Origin of the sequence: Salinarimonas sp. NSM, from assembly GCF_052380005.1 — a bacterium.
Classification (GTDB): domain Bacteria; phylum Pseudomonadota; class Alphaproteobacteria; order Rhizobiales; family Beijerinckiaceae; genus Salinarimonas.
This window is the reverse complement of sequence record NZ_JBQTCJ010000001.1, coordinates 67,537-82,817: the sequence shown is the minus strand read 5'-3', so window position 1 is coordinate 82,817 and position 15,281 is coordinate 67,537. Positions and strand designations below refer to the sequence as shown.

Annotated in this window: 17 protein-coding genes; 7 read left to right on the top strand and 10 right to left on the bottom strand. The window is 73.1% G+C overall.

Annotated features, from left to right (window positions below; all coding sequences use genetic code 11):
- The first annotated feature begins 56 nt into the window (after positions 1 to 56).
- The 3 genes from ACTZWW_RS00435 to ACTZWW_RS00425 all read left to right on the top strand — a co-directional run bounded on the left by ACTZWW_RS00435 (position 57) and on the right by ACTZWW_RS00425 (position 1,370).
- The gene (locus ACTZWW_RS00435) at positions 57 to 566 is read left to right on the top strand and encodes a L,D-transpeptidase (RefSeq protein ID WP_444778948.1); all 510 of its coding nucleotides are present in this window, start codon (positions 57 to 59) and stop codon (positions 564 to 566) included.
- A gap of 80 nt (positions 567 to 646) precedes the next feature.
- Positions 647 to 898 carry a hypothetical protein gene (locus tag ACTZWW_RS00430; protein WP_444778947.1) on the top strand — a complete coding sequence of 84 codons (252 nt, stop codon included), beginning with the start codon at positions 647 to 649 and terminating at the stop codon, positions 896 to 898.
- Between the two features lie 7 nt (positions 899 to 905).
- Positions 906 to 1,370: a hypothetical protein gene (locus tag ACTZWW_RS00425; RefSeq protein WP_444778946.1), complete on the top strand. Its 465-nt coding sequence runs from the start codon at positions 906 to 908 to the stop codon at positions 1,368 to 1,370.
- 19 nt (positions 1,371 to 1,389) lie between these two features.
- Here the strand turns inward: ACTZWW_RS00425 and ACTZWW_RS00420 are convergent, their stop codons facing one another.
- From ACTZWW_RS00420 to aroC, 3 genes are all read right to left on the bottom strand, one after another.
- Complete coding sequence (locus tag ACTZWW_RS00420; protein WP_444778945.1) at positions 1,390 to 2,622, bottom strand: MFS transporter; 1,233 nt, start codon at positions 2,620 to 2,622, stop codon at positions 1,390 to 1,392.
- A gap of 97 nt (positions 2,623 to 2,719) precedes the next feature.
- On the bottom strand, positions 2,720 to 3,799 hold the full coding sequence (gene ribB, locus ACTZWW_RS00415) for a 3,4-dihydroxy-2-butanone-4-phosphate synthase (RefSeq protein ID WP_444778944.1): 1,080 nt from the start codon (positions 3,797 to 3,799) through the stop codon (positions 2,720 to 2,722).
- A gap of 41 nt (positions 3,800 to 3,840) precedes the next feature.
- Positions 3,841 to 4,965, bottom strand: coding sequence for a chorismate synthase (aroC, locus tag ACTZWW_RS00410; RefSeq protein ID WP_444778943.1), 1,125 nt, complete (start codon positions 4,963 to 4,965; stop codon positions 3,841 to 3,843).
- A gap of 152 nt (positions 4,966 to 5,117) precedes the next feature.
- On the opposite strand from aroC, the gene ACTZWW_RS00405 reads away from it, so the two are divergent.
- On the top strand, positions 5,118 to 5,756 hold the full coding sequence (locus ACTZWW_RS00405; RefSeq protein WP_444778942.1) for a LysE family translocator: 639 nt from the start codon (positions 5,118 to 5,120) through the stop codon (positions 5,754 to 5,756).
- Between the two features lie 55 nt (positions 5,757 to 5,811).
- Here ACTZWW_RS00405 and ACTZWW_RS00400 read toward each other — a convergent pair whose 3' ends face one another.
- Positions 5,812 to 7,488: an EAL domain-containing protein gene (locus tag ACTZWW_RS00400; protein WP_444778941.1), complete on the bottom strand. Its 1,677-nt coding sequence runs from the start codon at positions 7,486 to 7,488 to the stop codon at positions 5,812 to 5,814.
- Between the two features lie 266 nt (positions 7,489 to 7,754).
- Between ACTZWW_RS00400 and ACTZWW_RS00395 the strand changes: the two genes are divergently transcribed.
- Positions 7,755 to 8,000: a hypothetical protein gene (locus tag ACTZWW_RS00395; RefSeq protein WP_444778940.1), complete on the top strand. Its 246-nt coding sequence runs from the start codon at positions 7,755 to 7,757 to the stop codon at positions 7,998 to 8,000.
- Between the two features lie 124 nt (positions 8,001 to 8,124).
- Here ACTZWW_RS00395 and rpmF read toward each other — a convergent pair whose 3' ends face one another.
- On the bottom strand, positions 8,125 to 8,310 hold the full coding sequence (gene rpmF, locus ACTZWW_RS00390; RefSeq protein WP_372425055.1) for a 50S ribosomal protein L32: 186 nt from the start codon (positions 8,308 to 8,310) through the stop codon (positions 8,125 to 8,127).
- A gap of 242 nt (positions 8,311 to 8,552) precedes the next feature.
- Here rpmF and ACTZWW_RS00385 point away from each other — a divergent pair, with 242 nt between their 5' ends.
- Positions 8,553 to 8,849 carry a 4a-hydroxytetrahydrobiopterin dehydratase gene (locus ACTZWW_RS00385; protein ID WP_444778939.1) on the top strand — a complete coding sequence of 99 codons (297 nt, stop codon included), beginning with the start codon at positions 8,553 to 8,555 and terminating at the stop codon, positions 8,847 to 8,849.
- A 10-nt stretch (positions 8,850 to 8,859) separates the two neighbouring features.
- On the opposite strand, the gene ACTZWW_RS00380 is transcribed toward ACTZWW_RS00385, so the two are convergent.
- Positions 8,860 to 9,669, bottom strand: a complete 810-nt coding sequence (locus ACTZWW_RS00380; protein ID WP_444778938.1) for an SDR family NAD(P)-dependent oxidoreductase — start codon at positions 9,667 to 9,669, stop codon at positions 8,860 to 8,862.
- A 145-nt stretch (positions 9,670 to 9,814) separates the two neighbouring features.
- Here ACTZWW_RS00380 and ACTZWW_RS00375 point away from each other — a divergent pair, with 145 nt between their 5' ends.
- Positions 9,815 to 10,906, top strand: coding sequence for a TadE/TadG family type IV pilus assembly protein (locus tag ACTZWW_RS00375; protein WP_444778937.1), 1,092 nt, complete (start codon positions 9,815 to 9,817; stop codon positions 10,904 to 10,906).
- 36 nt (positions 10,907 to 10,942) lie between these two features.
- Here ACTZWW_RS00375 and ACTZWW_RS00370 read toward each other — a convergent pair whose 3' ends face one another.
- The 4 genes from ACTZWW_RS00370 to galE form a co-directional block, all read right to left on the bottom strand.
- Entirely contained in the window at positions 10,943 to 11,359 is a 417-nt protein-coding gene (locus ACTZWW_RS00370) for a PilZ domain-containing protein (protein ID WP_444778936.1), read from the bottom strand.
- A gap of 50 nt (positions 11,360 to 11,409) precedes the next feature.
- Positions 11,410 to 12,684, bottom strand: a complete 1,275-nt coding sequence (locus ACTZWW_RS00365; RefSeq protein ID WP_444778935.1) for an SGNH/GDSL hydrolase family protein — start codon at positions 12,682 to 12,684, stop codon at positions 11,410 to 11,412.
- A 13-nt stretch (positions 12,685 to 12,697) separates the two neighbouring features.
- Complete coding sequence (locus tag ACTZWW_RS00360; protein ID WP_444778934.1) at positions 12,698 to 13,993, bottom strand: lytic murein transglycosylase; 1,296 nt, start codon at positions 13,991 to 13,993, stop codon at positions 12,698 to 12,700.
- 123 nt (positions 13,994 to 14,116) lie between these two features.
- Complete coding sequence (galE, locus tag ACTZWW_RS00355) at positions 14,117 to 15,121, bottom strand: UDP-glucose 4-epimerase GalE (RefSeq protein WP_444778933.1); 1,005 nt, start codon at positions 15,119 to 15,121, stop codon at positions 14,117 to 14,119.
- Between the last annotated feature and the right edge of the window lie 160 nt (positions 15,122 to 15,281).

Sequence of the window (15,281 nt, the reverse complement as noted above, 5' to 3'; positions counted from 1 at the left end):
GGCGGCGATCGCGCGAGAACGCTCCCCTGTCACGCACCCGGGGGAGGCCCGACGCCATGCAGCGTCTCACCATGATCCTCGTTCTCGCCGCCTGGTTCGCCTTCGCGCCGGCGCCGCTGCAGGCGCGCGAGCGCGTCGCCTTCGACCTCGACGTGCCCGCCGGTACGATCGTAGTGCGCGCCTCCGAGCGGGCGCTCTATCTCGACCTCGGCGACGGCACCGCGATCCGCTACCGCGTGGCGGTGCCGCGCGCCGACAAGATGTGGACCGGCTGGCGGCGCATCGACGGCAAGCACGTCGCCCCGGCCTGGACGCCCCCGCCGGACGTGCGCCGCGACATGCCCCACCTGCCCGACCTGATCCCCGGCGGCCACCCCTCGAACCCGATGGGCGCCGCCGCGCTCACCCTCGACGACGGCCTCACGGCCATCCACGGCACGACGCGCACGATGCGCGCCTCGATCGGCTCGGCGGCGAGCTACGGCTGCATCCGCATGCGCGACGAGGACGTGCTCGACCTCATGCAGCGGGTGCGGGTGGGGACGCCGGTGGTGATGGTGCGGTGAGAGGGGGGGGCGTGCACGCCGCCTTGCTTCATGCTAGACGTAGAGTCCCGCCCGGGTAGCGCGGGCGATCGGAGGAAGGCATGAGCGCGGGACGTGTCACGATCGAGCTGCCGGCCGAGATCGTCGAGGTCGCGAGGCGCGCCGCCGCGATCGACAAGCTCGACGTCGAGACGCTCCTCGCGGATCTCGTGACGCGTCATGCGGAATACGTCGACGCACTGTCCGACGGAGACACCTCGAAGATCCGCTTCTCTCTGGATCGCTACGAGCTTCAGCGCGATCCGGGCGAGAGCGACGCGGACTTCGAAGAGCGCCTGTCGCTCTTCAGGTGATGCGGGCATGATCCCGCTGAAGGCGGGCGACTTCGTCTGGACCTCGTTTCCCTACGAGCAGTCACCGAACATGCCGGGTCCGGTTCGCCACGCCGCCTGCGTGATCGGCGTCTTCACGCCGCGCGACGCGGCATCGATCACCTCGGCACCGCTTTCGAGCCGAGGTCTCGTCGTCGCGGTCTACACCACCTCGCGCGTCGGGCGCTTCGAGGGCGCCCTGCCCGTGGGGGTGCTCGGCGTGTCCGTCGATGCGGCACGGCGGAGCGGGCAGTCGGTGCCGTTCCTGATCGACGTGCGCAAGCGCGCCTGGATACCGTTCGACCGCAGGTTCTTCCCGGAGATCGACAGCCCCGGGCACGGCGTGATCGGGCCGGCGGGTCCGCAGCTCTTCCGCCGGATCGTCGACGAGTACCGCAGAATCAACGAGCGGCATCGCGAGCTCGTCGTCGATCTCGGCCCGCTGCGGCCGTGATCGCGCCCCCGTCGATCCCTCACGCCGCCGCGAGCCGCCGCCCCCGCCGCACGAGCAACATCGCTATCACGCCCATGTTGACGAGGTTCCAGGCGAGCCCGTTGAGGAAGGCGGGCGCGTAGTCGCCCGACGCGTCGAAGATCGCGCCCGAGAGCCAGCCGCCGAAGGCCATGCCGAGGATCGTCGCCATCAGCACGAGGCCCACCCGCATGCCGGCCTCCGCCGGCGCGAAGTACTCGCGCACGACGATGGCGTAGCTCGGCACGATGCCGCCCTGGAACAGGCCGAACAGCGCCGAGACGACGTACAGCGCGGCGAGCCCGTCGACGAGCATGTAGAGGAGGAGCGCGAAGGCCTGCAGCGTCGAGCCGATCAGCAGCGTCGCGAGCCCGCCGATCCGGTCGGCGACGAAGCCCGACGCGATGCGGCTGACGATCCCGAAGAGCATCATCAGCGAGAGCATCTGCGCCCCCGCCCCGGCGCCGAAGCCGAGCTCGGTGCAATACGCGACGATGTGCACCTGCGGCATCGCCATCGCCACGCAGCAGGCGATGCCGGCGACGAAGAGGAGCGCGGTGAGCGCGTTCGTCGAGAGCCCGAGCGCGGCACGCCCGGGCGGGACGACGTGCGCCGTCCCCGCCTCGCCGAGCGGCGCGCGGCGCCGCAGCGAGAGCGCGAGCGGCACCATGCCGACGAGGAGGATGCCCGCGATGACGAGGTGCGCCGTGCGCCAGCCGCTCGTCTCGACGAGCGCCTGAACGATCGGCGGCCAGATCGCGCCGGCGATGTAGTTGCCGGCAGCGCAGATCGCCACCGCGATGCCGCGCCGCCTGAGGAACCAGTGCGAGATCTCGGCGATCAGCGGCCCGAGCGTCGCCGACGCGCCGAGCCCCACGAGCCCGTGGGCGAAGATGAAGACCGGCAGGCTCGGCGCCGCCGCGCTCGCGACGTAACCCGTCGCGAGGAGGCCCGCGCCGGCGAGCAGCGGCGGCACGATGCCGGTGCGGTCGGCGAGCCGCCCCATCGTCACGCCGCCGCCGGCGAAGGCGAGCATCAGCACGGTGTAGGCGAGCGAGGAGGCCGCGCGGCTCGCCTCGAAGGCCGCCTCGACGGTCGGCAGGACGACGACGATCGACCACATGCCCACGCCGCCGAGCGAGGACAGGCACACGGCGATGGCGAGCCGGATCCAGGCGGGCCGGGCGTCGATCGCGTCCGCGGAGGCGCGCGCGAGGGGAGGGGGTGCCTTCATCCCGCGAGCCCTATCACGGGAACGCCCACGCGACGAGGGCGCGGCATGCCGAGGCCGTCGTGCGGCGAGGCGCGCGTCGTGCGAGGCGCCGCGCGGCTCACCCGTCGAGCGGCACCGTCTCCTCCAGCGCGATGCCGAAGCCCGCGAGCCCGACATAGGCGCGCGACGAGCTCGCGAGGTTGCGGATCGAGGAGACGCCGAGGTCGCGCAGGATCTGCGCGCCGAGCCCCACCTCGCGCCAGGCGGCGTTGCGCTCGGCCTCCGAGCGGCTCGCTTCCTCGGAATAGGAGGTGAGCGGCACGCCCGCCGTGCCCTCGCGCAGGTAGACGAGCACGCCGCGCCCCTCCGTCGCGAAGCGCGCGAGCGCGCGGTCGACGGCGCCGGTGGGTCCGAACACGTCGGAGACGACGTTGGCGCGGTGCAGGCGCGCGAGCACGCCCTTGCCGTCGCCGATGCGGCCGTGGACCACCGCGAAGTGCTGCACGGCGTCGAAGGGGGTCGTGTAGGCGTAGCCCGTCATCGGCCCGTGGCGGGTCTCGACGGGGAAGGTGCCCACCCGCGTCACCAGGCTCTCCCGGCGTTGACGATAGGCGATCATGTCGGCGACCGAGACGCGCACGAGGCCGTGGCGCTCGGCGAAGGCGACGATCTGCTCGCCCTTCATCACCGTGCCGTCGTCGTTTGCGAGCTCGCAGATCACGCCGACCTCGGGGAGCCCCGCGAGCCGGCACAGGTCGACGGCGGCCTCGGTATGGCCGGAACGCATCAGCACGCCGCCCTCCTTGGCGACGAGCGGGAAGACGTGGCCCGGGCGCACGAAGTCCTCGGCACCCATGTTGCCGTTTGCCAGCGCCCGCACGGTGTTGCAGCGCTGCTCGGCGGAGATGCCGGTGGTCAGCCCGTGGCGGACGTCCACCGAGACCGTGAAGGCGGTGCCCAGCGGCGCGTCGTTCGAGGCGACCATCGGGTCGAGCCGCAGGCGCTTCGCCTCTGCCGCCGTCACCGGCGCGCAGACGATGCCGCAGGTGTTGCGGATGATGAACGCCATCTTCTCGGGCGTGCACAGCGAGGCGGCGACGATGAGGTCGCCCTCGTTCTCGCGGTCGTCGTCGTCGGTGACGATGACGATCTCGCCGCGGGCGAAGGCTTCGATGGCGTCGGTGACCGATTGGGGCATGATGTCTGCTCGTCGGCGGGCGGATGTGCCGCGCGGGTGTCTTAGCCGAAGGGACGCTCCAGGGGCCAGCGGCGCACGGCGCCGACCTGTCCCCTGTGGCGCAGATAGTGGTCCGCGATCACGCAAGCCACCATGGCCTCGCCCACCGGCACGGCGCGGATACCGACGCAGGGGTCGTGGCGGCCCTTGGTGACGACCTCCGTCTCCTGGTTCTCGCGCGTCACCGAGGCGCGCGGCGCCAGGATCGAGGAGGTCGGCTTGACCGCGAAGCGGGCGACGACCGGCTGGCCCGTGGAGATGCCGCCGAGCACGCCGCCGGCCCTGTTGGAGCGGAACACCGGCGCGCCGTCGTTGCCCGGGCGCATCTCGTCGGCGTTCTCCTCGCCGGTGAGGGCGGCGGCCGCGAAGCCCTCGCCGATCTCGACGCCCTTGACCGCGTTGATCGACATCAGCGCGCCGGCGAGATCCCCGTCGAGCTTGGCGTAGATCGGCGCGCCGAGGCCCGGGGGCACGCCCTCGGCCACGATCTCGATCACCGCGCCGATCGACGAGCCCGCCTTGCGGATGCCGTCGAGATAGTCCGCCCAGCGCTCCGCCGCCTTCGCATCGGGGCAGAAGAAGGGGTTGCGGGAGACCTCCTCCCAGTCCCAGGCCGTGCGGTCGATCGCATGCGGGCCCATCTGCACGAGCGCGCCGCGTACCACCATGCCCGGCACGACCTTGCGGGCGATGGCGCCGGCCGCGACCCGCGCCGCCGTCTCGCGCGCCGAGGAGCGCCCGCCGCCGCGATAGTCGCGCACGCCGTACTTCACGTCGTAGGCGAAGTCCGCGTGTCCGGGGCGGTAGGCGTCCCTGATCTCGCCGTAATCCTTCGAGCGCTGGTCGACGTTCTCGATGAGGAGCGCGATCGGCGTGCCGGTGGTCACCTGCGCCGCCATCCGCTCGTCCTGGAACACCCCCGAGAGGATCCTCACCGCGTCCGGCTCGCGCCGCTGCGTCGTGAAGCGCGATTGCCCCGGCCGGCGGCGGTCGAGCTCGGCCTGGATCTCCTCCACGGTGAGCGGGATGCCGGGCGGGCAGCCGTCTACCACGCAGCCGAGCGCCGGCCCGTGGCTCTCGCCGAAGGTCGTGACGCGGAAGAGATGGCCGAACGTGTTGTGGGACATGGGGGTGGGCTCCTGCCCCGGTTTCTAGGGGAGAAGCGCGGGGAGGGGAAGGGGGAGGGAGGGCGCAGGGGGAGCGGCACGGGTTGCGATTGATCCGGGCAACGATTGCACGTATCCAGGGGTATCGCCATCCACCGGATCGAGCCGTCGCCATGGATGAAGCCCTCGTGCTCCTGGGAATCCTCGGCGCGCTCCTGGCCGGTGCGATCAGCCCGGGACCGAGCTTCGTCCTGGTGTGCCGCTCGGCGATGCTCTACTCGCGCAAGGCGGGGCTCTCGGCCGCCCTCGGCATGGGGCTCGGCGGCGCGATCTTCGGCAGCCTGGCGCTCCTGGGCCTCGGCGCGCTGCTGCGAGAGGTGCCTTCTCTGCACGTCGCCCTGAAGCTCGTCGGCGGCGCCTACCTCCTCTACCTCGCCTGCCGGATCTGGCGCGGCGCGACGGAGATCCTCGACGTCCGCGAGGCCGACGCCACGGGCGGCGAGCGTCATCTGCGCCGTGTCTTCTGGCTGTCGCTGACGACGCAGTTGAGCAATCCGAAGACCGCCGTCGTCTACGGCAGCATATTCGCGGCCTTCCTGCCGGCGAACCCGCCGGTGGGGCTGCTGCTCGCGCTCGTCCCCGGGATCTTCCTGGTCGAGTTCGCCTGGTACGCCGTGGTCGGCACGGTCTTCTCCAGTCGCAGGCCGCAGGCGGCCTACCTCCGCTCGAAGCGCGCGATCGACCGTGTCATCGCCCTGATCCTCGGCGGGCTCGGGGGCAAGCTGCTCTACGAGGGACTGTCCCAGAGGTGACGCGGGCTCTGGACGAGATCTCTCGAGGAGGAGCGGGCTCGGCCCCCCACCGGATCTACGCCACGGCCGCGCGCGGCGCCGCCCCGTCTGCGCCGATCGCCTCTCCGGTCGCGATCGAGGCCGCCCCGAACAGATCCCCCTGCAGATAGTCCACGCCCCAGCTCGCCAGCATGGCGGCGGCTTCCTCGGTCTCGACCCACTCCGCCACGGTGGGGATGCCGAGGTGGTGGGCGAGGTCGACGAGGGTGCGCACGAAGAAGCGGTCGTCGGGCGAGCGGGCGAGGTTCTGGACGAAGGCGCCGTCGATCTTCACGAGATCCACGGGGAAGTCGCGCAGGTGGCGGAAGGAGGTGTGGCCCGCGCCGAAATCGTCGAGCGCGATGGCGACGCCCAGCGCCTTCATGGCGTCGAGCCGGCCGCGGGTGGCGTCGGGATCGCGCACGGCGACCGTCTCCGTCACCTCGACGATCAGCCGCTCGGCGACCCCGGGATGCGCGCCGAGCGTCGCGGCGAGGATGCCGAGCCAATCCGGCGTCTCGAGGGTGAGCGGCGAGAGGTTGACCGACAGCCGCTCGGCGGGATGCGCGACGAGGTGCCGGGCGGCGAGCTCGAGCACGCGCGCGTCGAGCAGCGGCACGAGGCCCGCGCGCTCGACGACGGGGATGATGTCCGCGGCGCCCACGATGCGGCCGTCGGTCTCGCGGATGCGCGCGAGCGCCTCGTGGAAGGCGACGCGGCGCGTCCCGCCGGCCTCGACCACCGGCTGGCGGGCGGCGACGACCCGGCGCTCGTTCAGCGCGGCGACGACGTCGAGCTCGCGACCGGCCCGCGTCGCCGGCCCCCCGCGCAGCGTGCCGGGACGATAGATCTGGTAACCGGCGGCGGTGCGACGGCTCGCGGTGAGCGCCTCCTCGGCCCGGCGCAGCAGGCCCGCCGCCTCGCTCGCGTGGTCGGGCGCGCTCGCCGCGCCGATGGCCACGCGCACGGAGACGGGGCCGCGGGGCGTCGCCAGCGGCGCACCCTCGACGCCGGCGCGCAGGCGCTCGGCGGCGATCGGCGCCTGCTCCAGCGTGCAGGACAGCAGCGCGACGCCGAAGCGGTTCGAGGCGTAGCGCGCGAACACGTCGCGGCGGCGCATCACCACGGCGGCGCGGCGCATCGCCTCCTCGATGGCGAGGTCGGCGACCTCGAAGCCGTGCTCCTGGTTCAACCGGTCGAGGCCCTCGATCGACATGACGAGGAGCGTCATCGACCGGTTCGAGCGCACCGCCGCCGCAACGTCCCGCCCGATCTGGGCGAGGAAGGCCGCCCGCGTGTTGGGGCCGGACTGCGTCTCGTGCGCGGGCGGAGCCAGACGCAGGACGCCGTGCGCGAAGGCGGGGCGCCCGTCGGCGTCGGCGTACCAGCGCCCGGTATCCTCGACCTGGACGCAGCCGTCCGTGCCGGCGCCGTGGGCACCGCGGGCGGCGGCGGGCAGGCGCAGCAGGTAGGTGGCGCGAAAGGGCACGCCCGCGCCGGAGGCCGCCTGTGCGCTCTCCACCTGTCCGGCGTCGAGCACGGCGTCGTGGCGGGTGCGCCCGCCGACGTCCTCGCAGGCGAGCCCGAAGGCGGCGCCGGTGGCGAAGGGCGCCATGTCGGGCAGGCCGAAGACCTCCGCCGCGTTGGCGCTCCAGGCGAGCGCGTCGCTCGCGACGTCCCAGTCGTAGACGACCTCGCCGATCGAGGTGAGCACGGAGCGCGGGTCGAGGGGGCCGCGAGCGCGCTCGGGGCGGCATGCGGCGGGATTCGCTCCGGCCGCGCTGCGGTCGATCTCGCGTCTCGCGCCGCCGGGGCGTGCTCCCTCGAATTCCATGACGTCCCCGTCCCCCGCCCGACGCCGCGCGTGCCCACGCGCGCAGGTTCTCGGAAACGACGATGCGAGCGGAGGGTTAACGAAGGGTGAAGAGCGGCGCGAGACTTGCTAGCAATGAGCCGTCGTCCACGAGGGAGGCCACGGCGTTGCATAACGAGACATTAACGCGAGGGTCGCAATGCCGCGCGCTCGTGCCGCTGGAGGCGCCGGCGGCCGCGCCGTGCGCGGCGGCGGGCCGCCCCGACGCGGGCTTCCTCACCCAGCTCATCGCCTGCGAGCGCCGGCTGCCGGCCTATCGCGAGCGCCGGCGCGCCGAGCCGGCGGACGGGGCGGCGCGCTACGGCGCCGTCGGGGCCACGGGAGCGCGGGCGGGCTGGTCGCGCAACCTCTGAGGCGCGGGAGCGCGGCGGGAAGGGAGCACGGGCGACGTGCCCCTCGAACGCCGAAAGGCCCGCGCGAGCGGGCCTTCGTCATGTCCGGAGGAGCGAATGCGCCTTAGCGACGAAGCCGGGGAGGTCAGTCCTCGGACTTCACCGTCAGCACCTGGCGACCGCGGTACATGCCGGTCTTCAGGTCGATGTGGTGCGGGCGGCGCAGCTCGCCGGAATCCTTGTCCTCGACGTAGGTCGGGGCCTTCAGCGCGTCGGCCGAGCGGCGCATGCCGCGCTTGGACGGCGAGGTCTTTCTCTTCGGAACGGCCATTGTTCGTCTCCGGTCGGGGCATACGTCGGCGCACGCGGGTCCGCGGCTCGCCGGCGGGAATTTCGGTCGAGGCGCGGTCTATATACGCTCGGGCCGCCCTTGCCTACCCCCAAAAATCGAGCCGACGACGAAATCCGCCGCGGCGCGCCGGCCGGCCCGCCCAGGTGCCCGCGCGGCCTCTGGCACGACGACGCGCCACGCCCTACCTCGGAGCGACGAGACGCGCACAGGAGGAACACCCGATGTCCGGCAAGACGCTCACCGCCGCGGAGCGCGACGCGATGCTCCCCGGGCTCACCGGCTGGAGCCTCGTGGAAGGCCGCGACGCCATCCACAAGCGCTACGAGTTCGCCGACTTCGTCTCCGCCTTCGGCTGGATGGCGAAGGTGGCGATCGTCGCGGAGAAGCACGACCACCACCCCGAATGGTTCAATGTCTACAAGACGGTGGAGGTGACGCTCTCCACCCACGACGCCGGGGGCCTCACCCGCCTCGACGTGGCACTCGCCCAGGCGATGGACCGGCTCGCCGCCGGTTGAGCGGCCGTGATCATCGCGTCGCCGCCACGAAGCCGCCGTCGACGACGATCTCGGTCCCAGTGACGTAGCGCGCCTCGTCGCTGGCGAGCCAGGCGACGGCGTTCGCGACGTCGAAGGCGTCCCCCATGAAGCCCATCGGCACCTGCGCATTGCGGGTGGCGACGAAACCCTCGTAGTCTCCCCCGGCATACTTGTCGGCGAGGCGCCGCACCAGCGGCGTGCCGATCAGGCCCGGCACGACGGCGTTGAGGCGCACGCCCTTCGGGGCGTAGATCACCGCCGTCGTGCGGGTCATCTGGAGGAGCGCGGCCTTCGCCGCGGCATAGGCGACCTGCGGCTTGCCGATGTAGCGCAGCCCCGCGACCGAGGCGACGCTCACCACCGCGCCGCGCCCCTGCCGCTCCATCACCGGCAGCACCGCCTTGCAGCACAGCCAGGCGCTCTTGAGGTTGACGTCGATCTGCGCGTCGAAGGTCTCCTCGTCCATCTCCACGGGGCCGCCCGGCTCGGAGCGGCCGACGTTGTTGACGAGGACGTCGATGCGTCCGTGCCGGTCGACGACGCCGGCCGCGAGCGCCTCGACGGCGGCGCGGTCCGTCACGTCGCAGGCGTGCACCTCGCAGCGGCCGCCCTCGCCGGCGACGATCCTGCGCGTCACCTCCGCCGCCTCGGGGTCGCGGTCGCAGCCCACCACAATCGCGCCGCGGCGCGCCATCAGGGTGGCGATGGCCTGGCCGTTGCCCCAGCCCTCGCCCTTCGAGCCGTCGGCGCGCGAGCCGCAACCGGTGACGAGGACGATCCGGTCCGTGAAGTCGAGCATGAGGTGCCTCCCGAGCCCGGCGCGGGCCGTATGCTTTCCCTAATGTAAAGCGCGTCGGTCGCGCACGTCTCGAAATGGAGCGTTCGCGCAAACCCGGCTTTCGGATCTCGCTGCTTAAAGGATCCTGAAAGCGAGGAGAACGACCATGTTCGATTTCGGGAAGCCCTCCCTTCGGAAGACCCGCTTCTGGAGCCACGACGCCGGCAACGTCGCCATCGCCTTCGCGCTGACCCTGATCCCGACGCTGGGCCTCACCGGTGCCGCGGTGGACTACACCCGCGTCAACGCCGCCCGCGAGTTCGCGCGCAGCGTGAGCGACGGGACCGCGGTGCGCATCGCCGCCGCGGACGCCGACATCGCGACGCAGGCGCTCGCGGGAGCCAGGGCGCTGATCGAGAGCCGCTACGGCGACCAGCTGACCGCGATCGAGGTCACCGGCCGCTGGCTCGACCCGGCGCATTACTCCGTGCGCGTCGAGGCCTCCCTCGACACGCGCATCCTGGCCGCGGTGCCGGGCATGCCGCGCGAGATACCCTTCACGCTGGAGAGCGTGACGCGGCGCATCCCGCCGACATACGTGACGACGCCGCCCCACCGATCGCTGCTCGAGCCGGAGGCGGCGGACTACAACCGCATCTACATGTACTGCTACGATCCCGAGCGCGCGAACGAGGCGGACGGCGGGCGCCGCGCGATCACCCCCATCGCGGACAACGGCTCGCCGCCCACGGACTATGCGGCGCAGGGGCGCACGCTCCCCACCTGCGGTGCGGGCGAGGTGGTGAGCTACATGCTGCGCAACGTCCGCAGCGCCCGCTCCGACCCGCGCCGCTGGGATGCGCCGGGCGAGCAGGTCTACGAGTACTATGCCGACACGGTGCTCGATCCCGAGACGCGGGTGATGATCCACGACGTGCGCGGCTATCGCGTGACGGCCGGCACCACGCGCACGCCCCTCGACATGCGTGCGAGCCCGATCCTCGAGACGATCCGCTGCGCGACGCTCGCCGAATGCGAGCCGGTGGCGCGAGGCGGCATCATCCCCAACCGCCGCACCGGCCGCACGCCCCAGACGGCGACGCAGGCCTGCGAGGAGGGCATGTACATGTACTTCGGCTGGGAGGACCGTCCGCCGAACCTCGGCTGGACCGACACGGACTACGACGACATCCGCCTCGTGGTGAACTGCCCGGTGCGGGAGCGGGTGACCGACAAGCAGGTGATGATCGTGCGCTGAGGCACCCGGAGCGGCGGTCGCGCGCCGGTCGCGCGCTCAGAAGCCGCCACCGAGCTCGAGGATGCGCTCGCGCAGCCGTGCGACCTCGGCCTCGAGCGTCCGGATCCGTGCCTTGAGCGCCGCCTCGCTCGGCGTGCCGGCTTGCGTCGCCGGGGCGGCTCCCTCGGCCCGCGGCTCGCCCTCGCCGGCGTCGAGGAAGGCGACGCCGGCCTCGCCGCCGCGGCGCCAGCGCAGCTCGGCGCGGTGCACGACGTTCATCTGCGGGATGACGATCTCGAAGTGGCCGGGCAGCGTCACACCCTCCGAGATCGCGATCTTGGCGCCGGTCTCCGAGATGTTGCGCACCACGCAATCGACCGTGACCGAGCCGCCGCCGTAGCTGATGCGCGCAGCCACGAGCGCGCGCCGCCGTGGCGCCGTCCGCTGCTCGCTCGTCTCGTCCAGGATGCTCATCGTCGCGTCCTTCCGATCACGCAGCGTAGCGACGCGCTGCTGCGATCCGGTTAACGCGATGCCCGAGCGGCCGGCCAGGTGAAGTCGTCCGCCCGACCCGGGACGGCGGTGGGCGCGACGCCGTCGGCGAGCACGCGCTCGTTGAGCAGGCGCGTCGCCCGGCCTGCCAGCGGCGGGGCGCGAACGAGCGCCGGCGAGGCCGCCGCGGGGGCCTCGGTCAACGGCACCACGGGGCCGATGGCGGGCGGGGCCTCCTCGATCTCGACGTCCTGCGGCGCCTCGGGAAGGGCGGAGAGCCGTGCGACGATCTCGTCGACGGTGAGCGCCTCGAGGTCGCCGATCGCCGCGAGGCCGCCGGCGGCGGGTGCCGCCGCGGCCGCGGCCACGGCCGGGCGGTCGCGGGCGAGGAGCCTGCGGATCTCGACGTCGGCGAAATGCGCGGCCTTGCGCCCGCCGGCGGGCGTGAAGTGGATGCCGTCGCCGGCGCGCAGGCGCGCGATCTGGCCCTCCAGCGTCGGGCCGTTGTCGGAATAGCGGTTGTCGTCGTCGACGAAGCCCTGCCAGATGTCGACCCAGATCCCGCCGCCGCCGCCGCGCATCACGCGCCCGCGGACGATCTCGTTGATCGCCTGGAGATCCGTCGTGAGCCGCGAGGAGCGCATCGGCGGCAGGCCGACCCAGACGAGCGGCACGCCGGCCGCGCGGAACTTCGCGAGGATCGTGTCGACGCGCTGCGCGTAGGCGTCCTTCCATTCCGGGCCGAGCCGCTCGAGCCGGCCGTCGGGCGACGTGATGTCCTGGCGGTCGTTGAGGCCGACGAGCACGACGCCGATGTCGAAGGCCTCCTCGCCGGTCAGCAACGGGTCGATCTCGGTGCGCCAGTCGTGGAAGTCGTCGCGCACGAGGCCCGAGGAGCCCTGCGCGCGGGTCTCCACGACGACGTTCGGCTTGTCGGAGAGGACGGCGGCGAGGCCCTCGCCGAGATTCGTCGCGAGCGAATCGCCGAAGACGACGACGCGATGGGTGACGGGCACGTCCTGCGGCACGCTCGCCTCGGCGATCGCCGCCGACTCGGCGGGTGCCGGCGCGGAGGCGGGAGCCTGGGCCGGGCGGGCGGCCCGTCGGGGCCGCTGGCGCGGCGCGGGCGCGGGCTCCGCCGCCACGGGCGGCGTGCGGATCATCTCGAGCCAGATCCGCCGCTCGTCGTCGTTGGCGCGCGCGGACGCCGTTCCCGCCACGATCGCGAGTACGAGCGCGGCGCAGGCGAGGGCGAGACGGACGAGCGGACTGGGCACGCGCATCGGCATGCCCGGATCATAGCGCATCCGCCCGTCGCCGTCAGCGCCCGCGCAGCGCCTCGAGAACGGCGACGTCGGCGTAGCCGTCCGCGGTCAGGCCGCGCGAGAGCTGGAAGCTGCGCACCGCCTCGCGGGTCATCGAGCCGATCTTGCCGTCGATCGTGCCGTCGTAGTGCCCGAGCCCGGCGAGCCGGGTCTGCAGCTCGCGACGCTCGGCGGCGTCGAGCATGCGCTCGCCCCGCGGCCAGTCGCCGCGCACCCCGCCGCCGCCGGTGAGCCGCTGCCCGAGCAGCGCCACGCCCATGGCGTAGCTGTCGGAGGAATTGTAGCGCTTGATCACGTCGTAGTTGGCGGTGACGAGGAAGGCCGGGCCGCGGGCGCCCGCGGGCAGGAACAGCGTCGCCTCCGCGCCGCCCGCCGGCAGCGCGCCGCCCGCGGCGGGCGCGACCCCTAGCGCCGCCCAGCCGGCGAAGGGCATCCTCTGCTGCGTCAGGTCGAAGCCCGCCGGCAGGCGCACCTCGACGCCCCAGGGCAGCCCGGTGCGCCAGCCGTGCTCCTTGAGGTAGTTCGCGGTGGAGGCCAGCGCGTCGGGGATCGAGCGCCAGATGTCGCGCTTGCCGTCCCCGTCCCCGTCGACCGCCCAGCGCAGGTAGCTCGTCGGCATGAACTGGGTGTGGCCCATGGCGCCCGCCCACGAGCCCTCCAGCTCGCCCCGCGAGATCTTGCCCATCTCGAGGATCTCGAGCGCGGCGAGCAGCTCGCCGCGGAAGAAGTCGCCCCGGTGGCGCACGTGGGCGAGCGTGGCGAGCGAGCGGATCACGTCCATGTCGCCGGTGAAGCCGCCGAAGTTGGTCTCCATGCCCCAGACGCCGAGCACGATCGCCTGCGGCACGCCGTAGGTGCGCTCGACGTCGGCGAGGATCGAGGCGTAGCGTGTGCGCGCCGTCTCGCCGAGGCGGATGCGCTCGGCGGACACGGCGTTGTCGATGTATTCCCAGATCGGGCGGGTGAACTCGGACTGGCGCCGGGTCAGCTCGATGATGCGGGGGTTGGGCGTCACGCCGGCGAAGGCGGCGTCGAACGTGGCGCGGGAGACCCCGCGCGCCTGCGCCTCGGGCCACAGCCCGGCGACGAAGCCGCCGAAATCGCCCTGCGGCACGCCCTCCTGCGGCGCGCGCGCGTCGAGGCTCGCGGTCGCGACCCCGATCGGCTCGCCGATGCCGGTCCCCGCCCCGGCGACGGTGCAGCCGCCGAGCGGCAGCGCCGCGGCCGCGATCGCGACGGCGAGCGCGCGGGCGCGGCGCGGGAAGGGCTGTCGTGTGAAGGTGCGGAGCATGGGCGATCGCTTTCGGGGACCGAGACTAACGCGTTGCGCCGGATGCCACCAGAGTATGGTGAAGATGGGATTAACCCGGACCGCCCGCCCCGCCGCGTCACCCCGCCGCGTCACCCCGCCGCGTCACCCGGCCGCGCGCACCTGCTCGCCGCCGTTGCCGAGCCGCCGCTCCCAGGCGAGCGCCTGGGCGACGATGGTGTCGAGGTCGGCGTAGCGCGGCTCCCAGGCGAGGACCTCGCGGATCAGCGTCGCGTCGGCGACGAGCGCGGCGGGATCGCCCGCGCGGCGAGGCGCCTCGGCGATCGGGAAGTCGAGGCCGGAGACGCGCCGGACCGTGTCCACCACCTCCCGTACGGAGGCCCCCGTCCCGTAGCCGCAATTGAGCGTGAGCCGCCCGCCCTCGCTGCGCAGGTGGCGCAGGGCCGCCACGTGGGCGTCGGCGAGATCGCTCACCTGGACGTAGTCGCGCAGGCAGGTCCCGTCGGGGGTCGGGTAGTCGGTGCCGAAGATCGACAGCCCGGGGCGCGCGCCGAGCGCCGCCTGGGCGGCGACCTTGATAAGGTGCGTGGCGCTGCGCGACGACTGGCCCGCCCGCCCGCGCGGATCGGCGCCCGCGACGTTGAAGTAGCGCAGGACCGCGTAGTCGAGCCCGTGCGCCGCGGCGGTGTCGCGGATCATCCACTCGCTCATCAGCTTCGAGCGGCCGTAGGGATTGATCGGCGCCGGCGCGCAGTCCTCGGCGATCAGCGGCAGGTCGGGCTCGCCGTAGACGGCGGCGGTGGAGGAGAAGACGAGCCGCTCGACGCCGGCGGCGACCGCGACCGCGAGGAGGGCGCGGGTCTTCACCGTGTTGGCGTCGTAGTAGCCCAGCGGGTCGGCGACGGACTCCGGCACCACGATCTTGGCGGCGAAATGCAGGATCTCGCGGATGCCGTACTCGGCCAGGATGCGCGTCACCAGCGCGGCGTTGGCGACGTCGCCGACGACGAGGCGCACGCCGTCGGGAACCGCCTCGGCGACGCCCGTGGAGAGATCGTCGAGGACGACGACGTCCTCCCCGGCATCCGCGAGCGCGAGGACCGCATGCGCCCCGATGTAGCCCGCGCCACCCGTCACCAGCACCGTCATCGTCCGCTCCCGCCTTTACGCCACGCGCGGGCCTCTGGCATGGTGCCGCCGAGCCCGGATCGGGAGAGATCCTGCAACGAGACGGCTCAAGGAGCCGTTAAGCCGACCGGGCGATGCCAGCCGGACGAACCGGCGGCCGCGAAAGACCAGCGAGGACCAA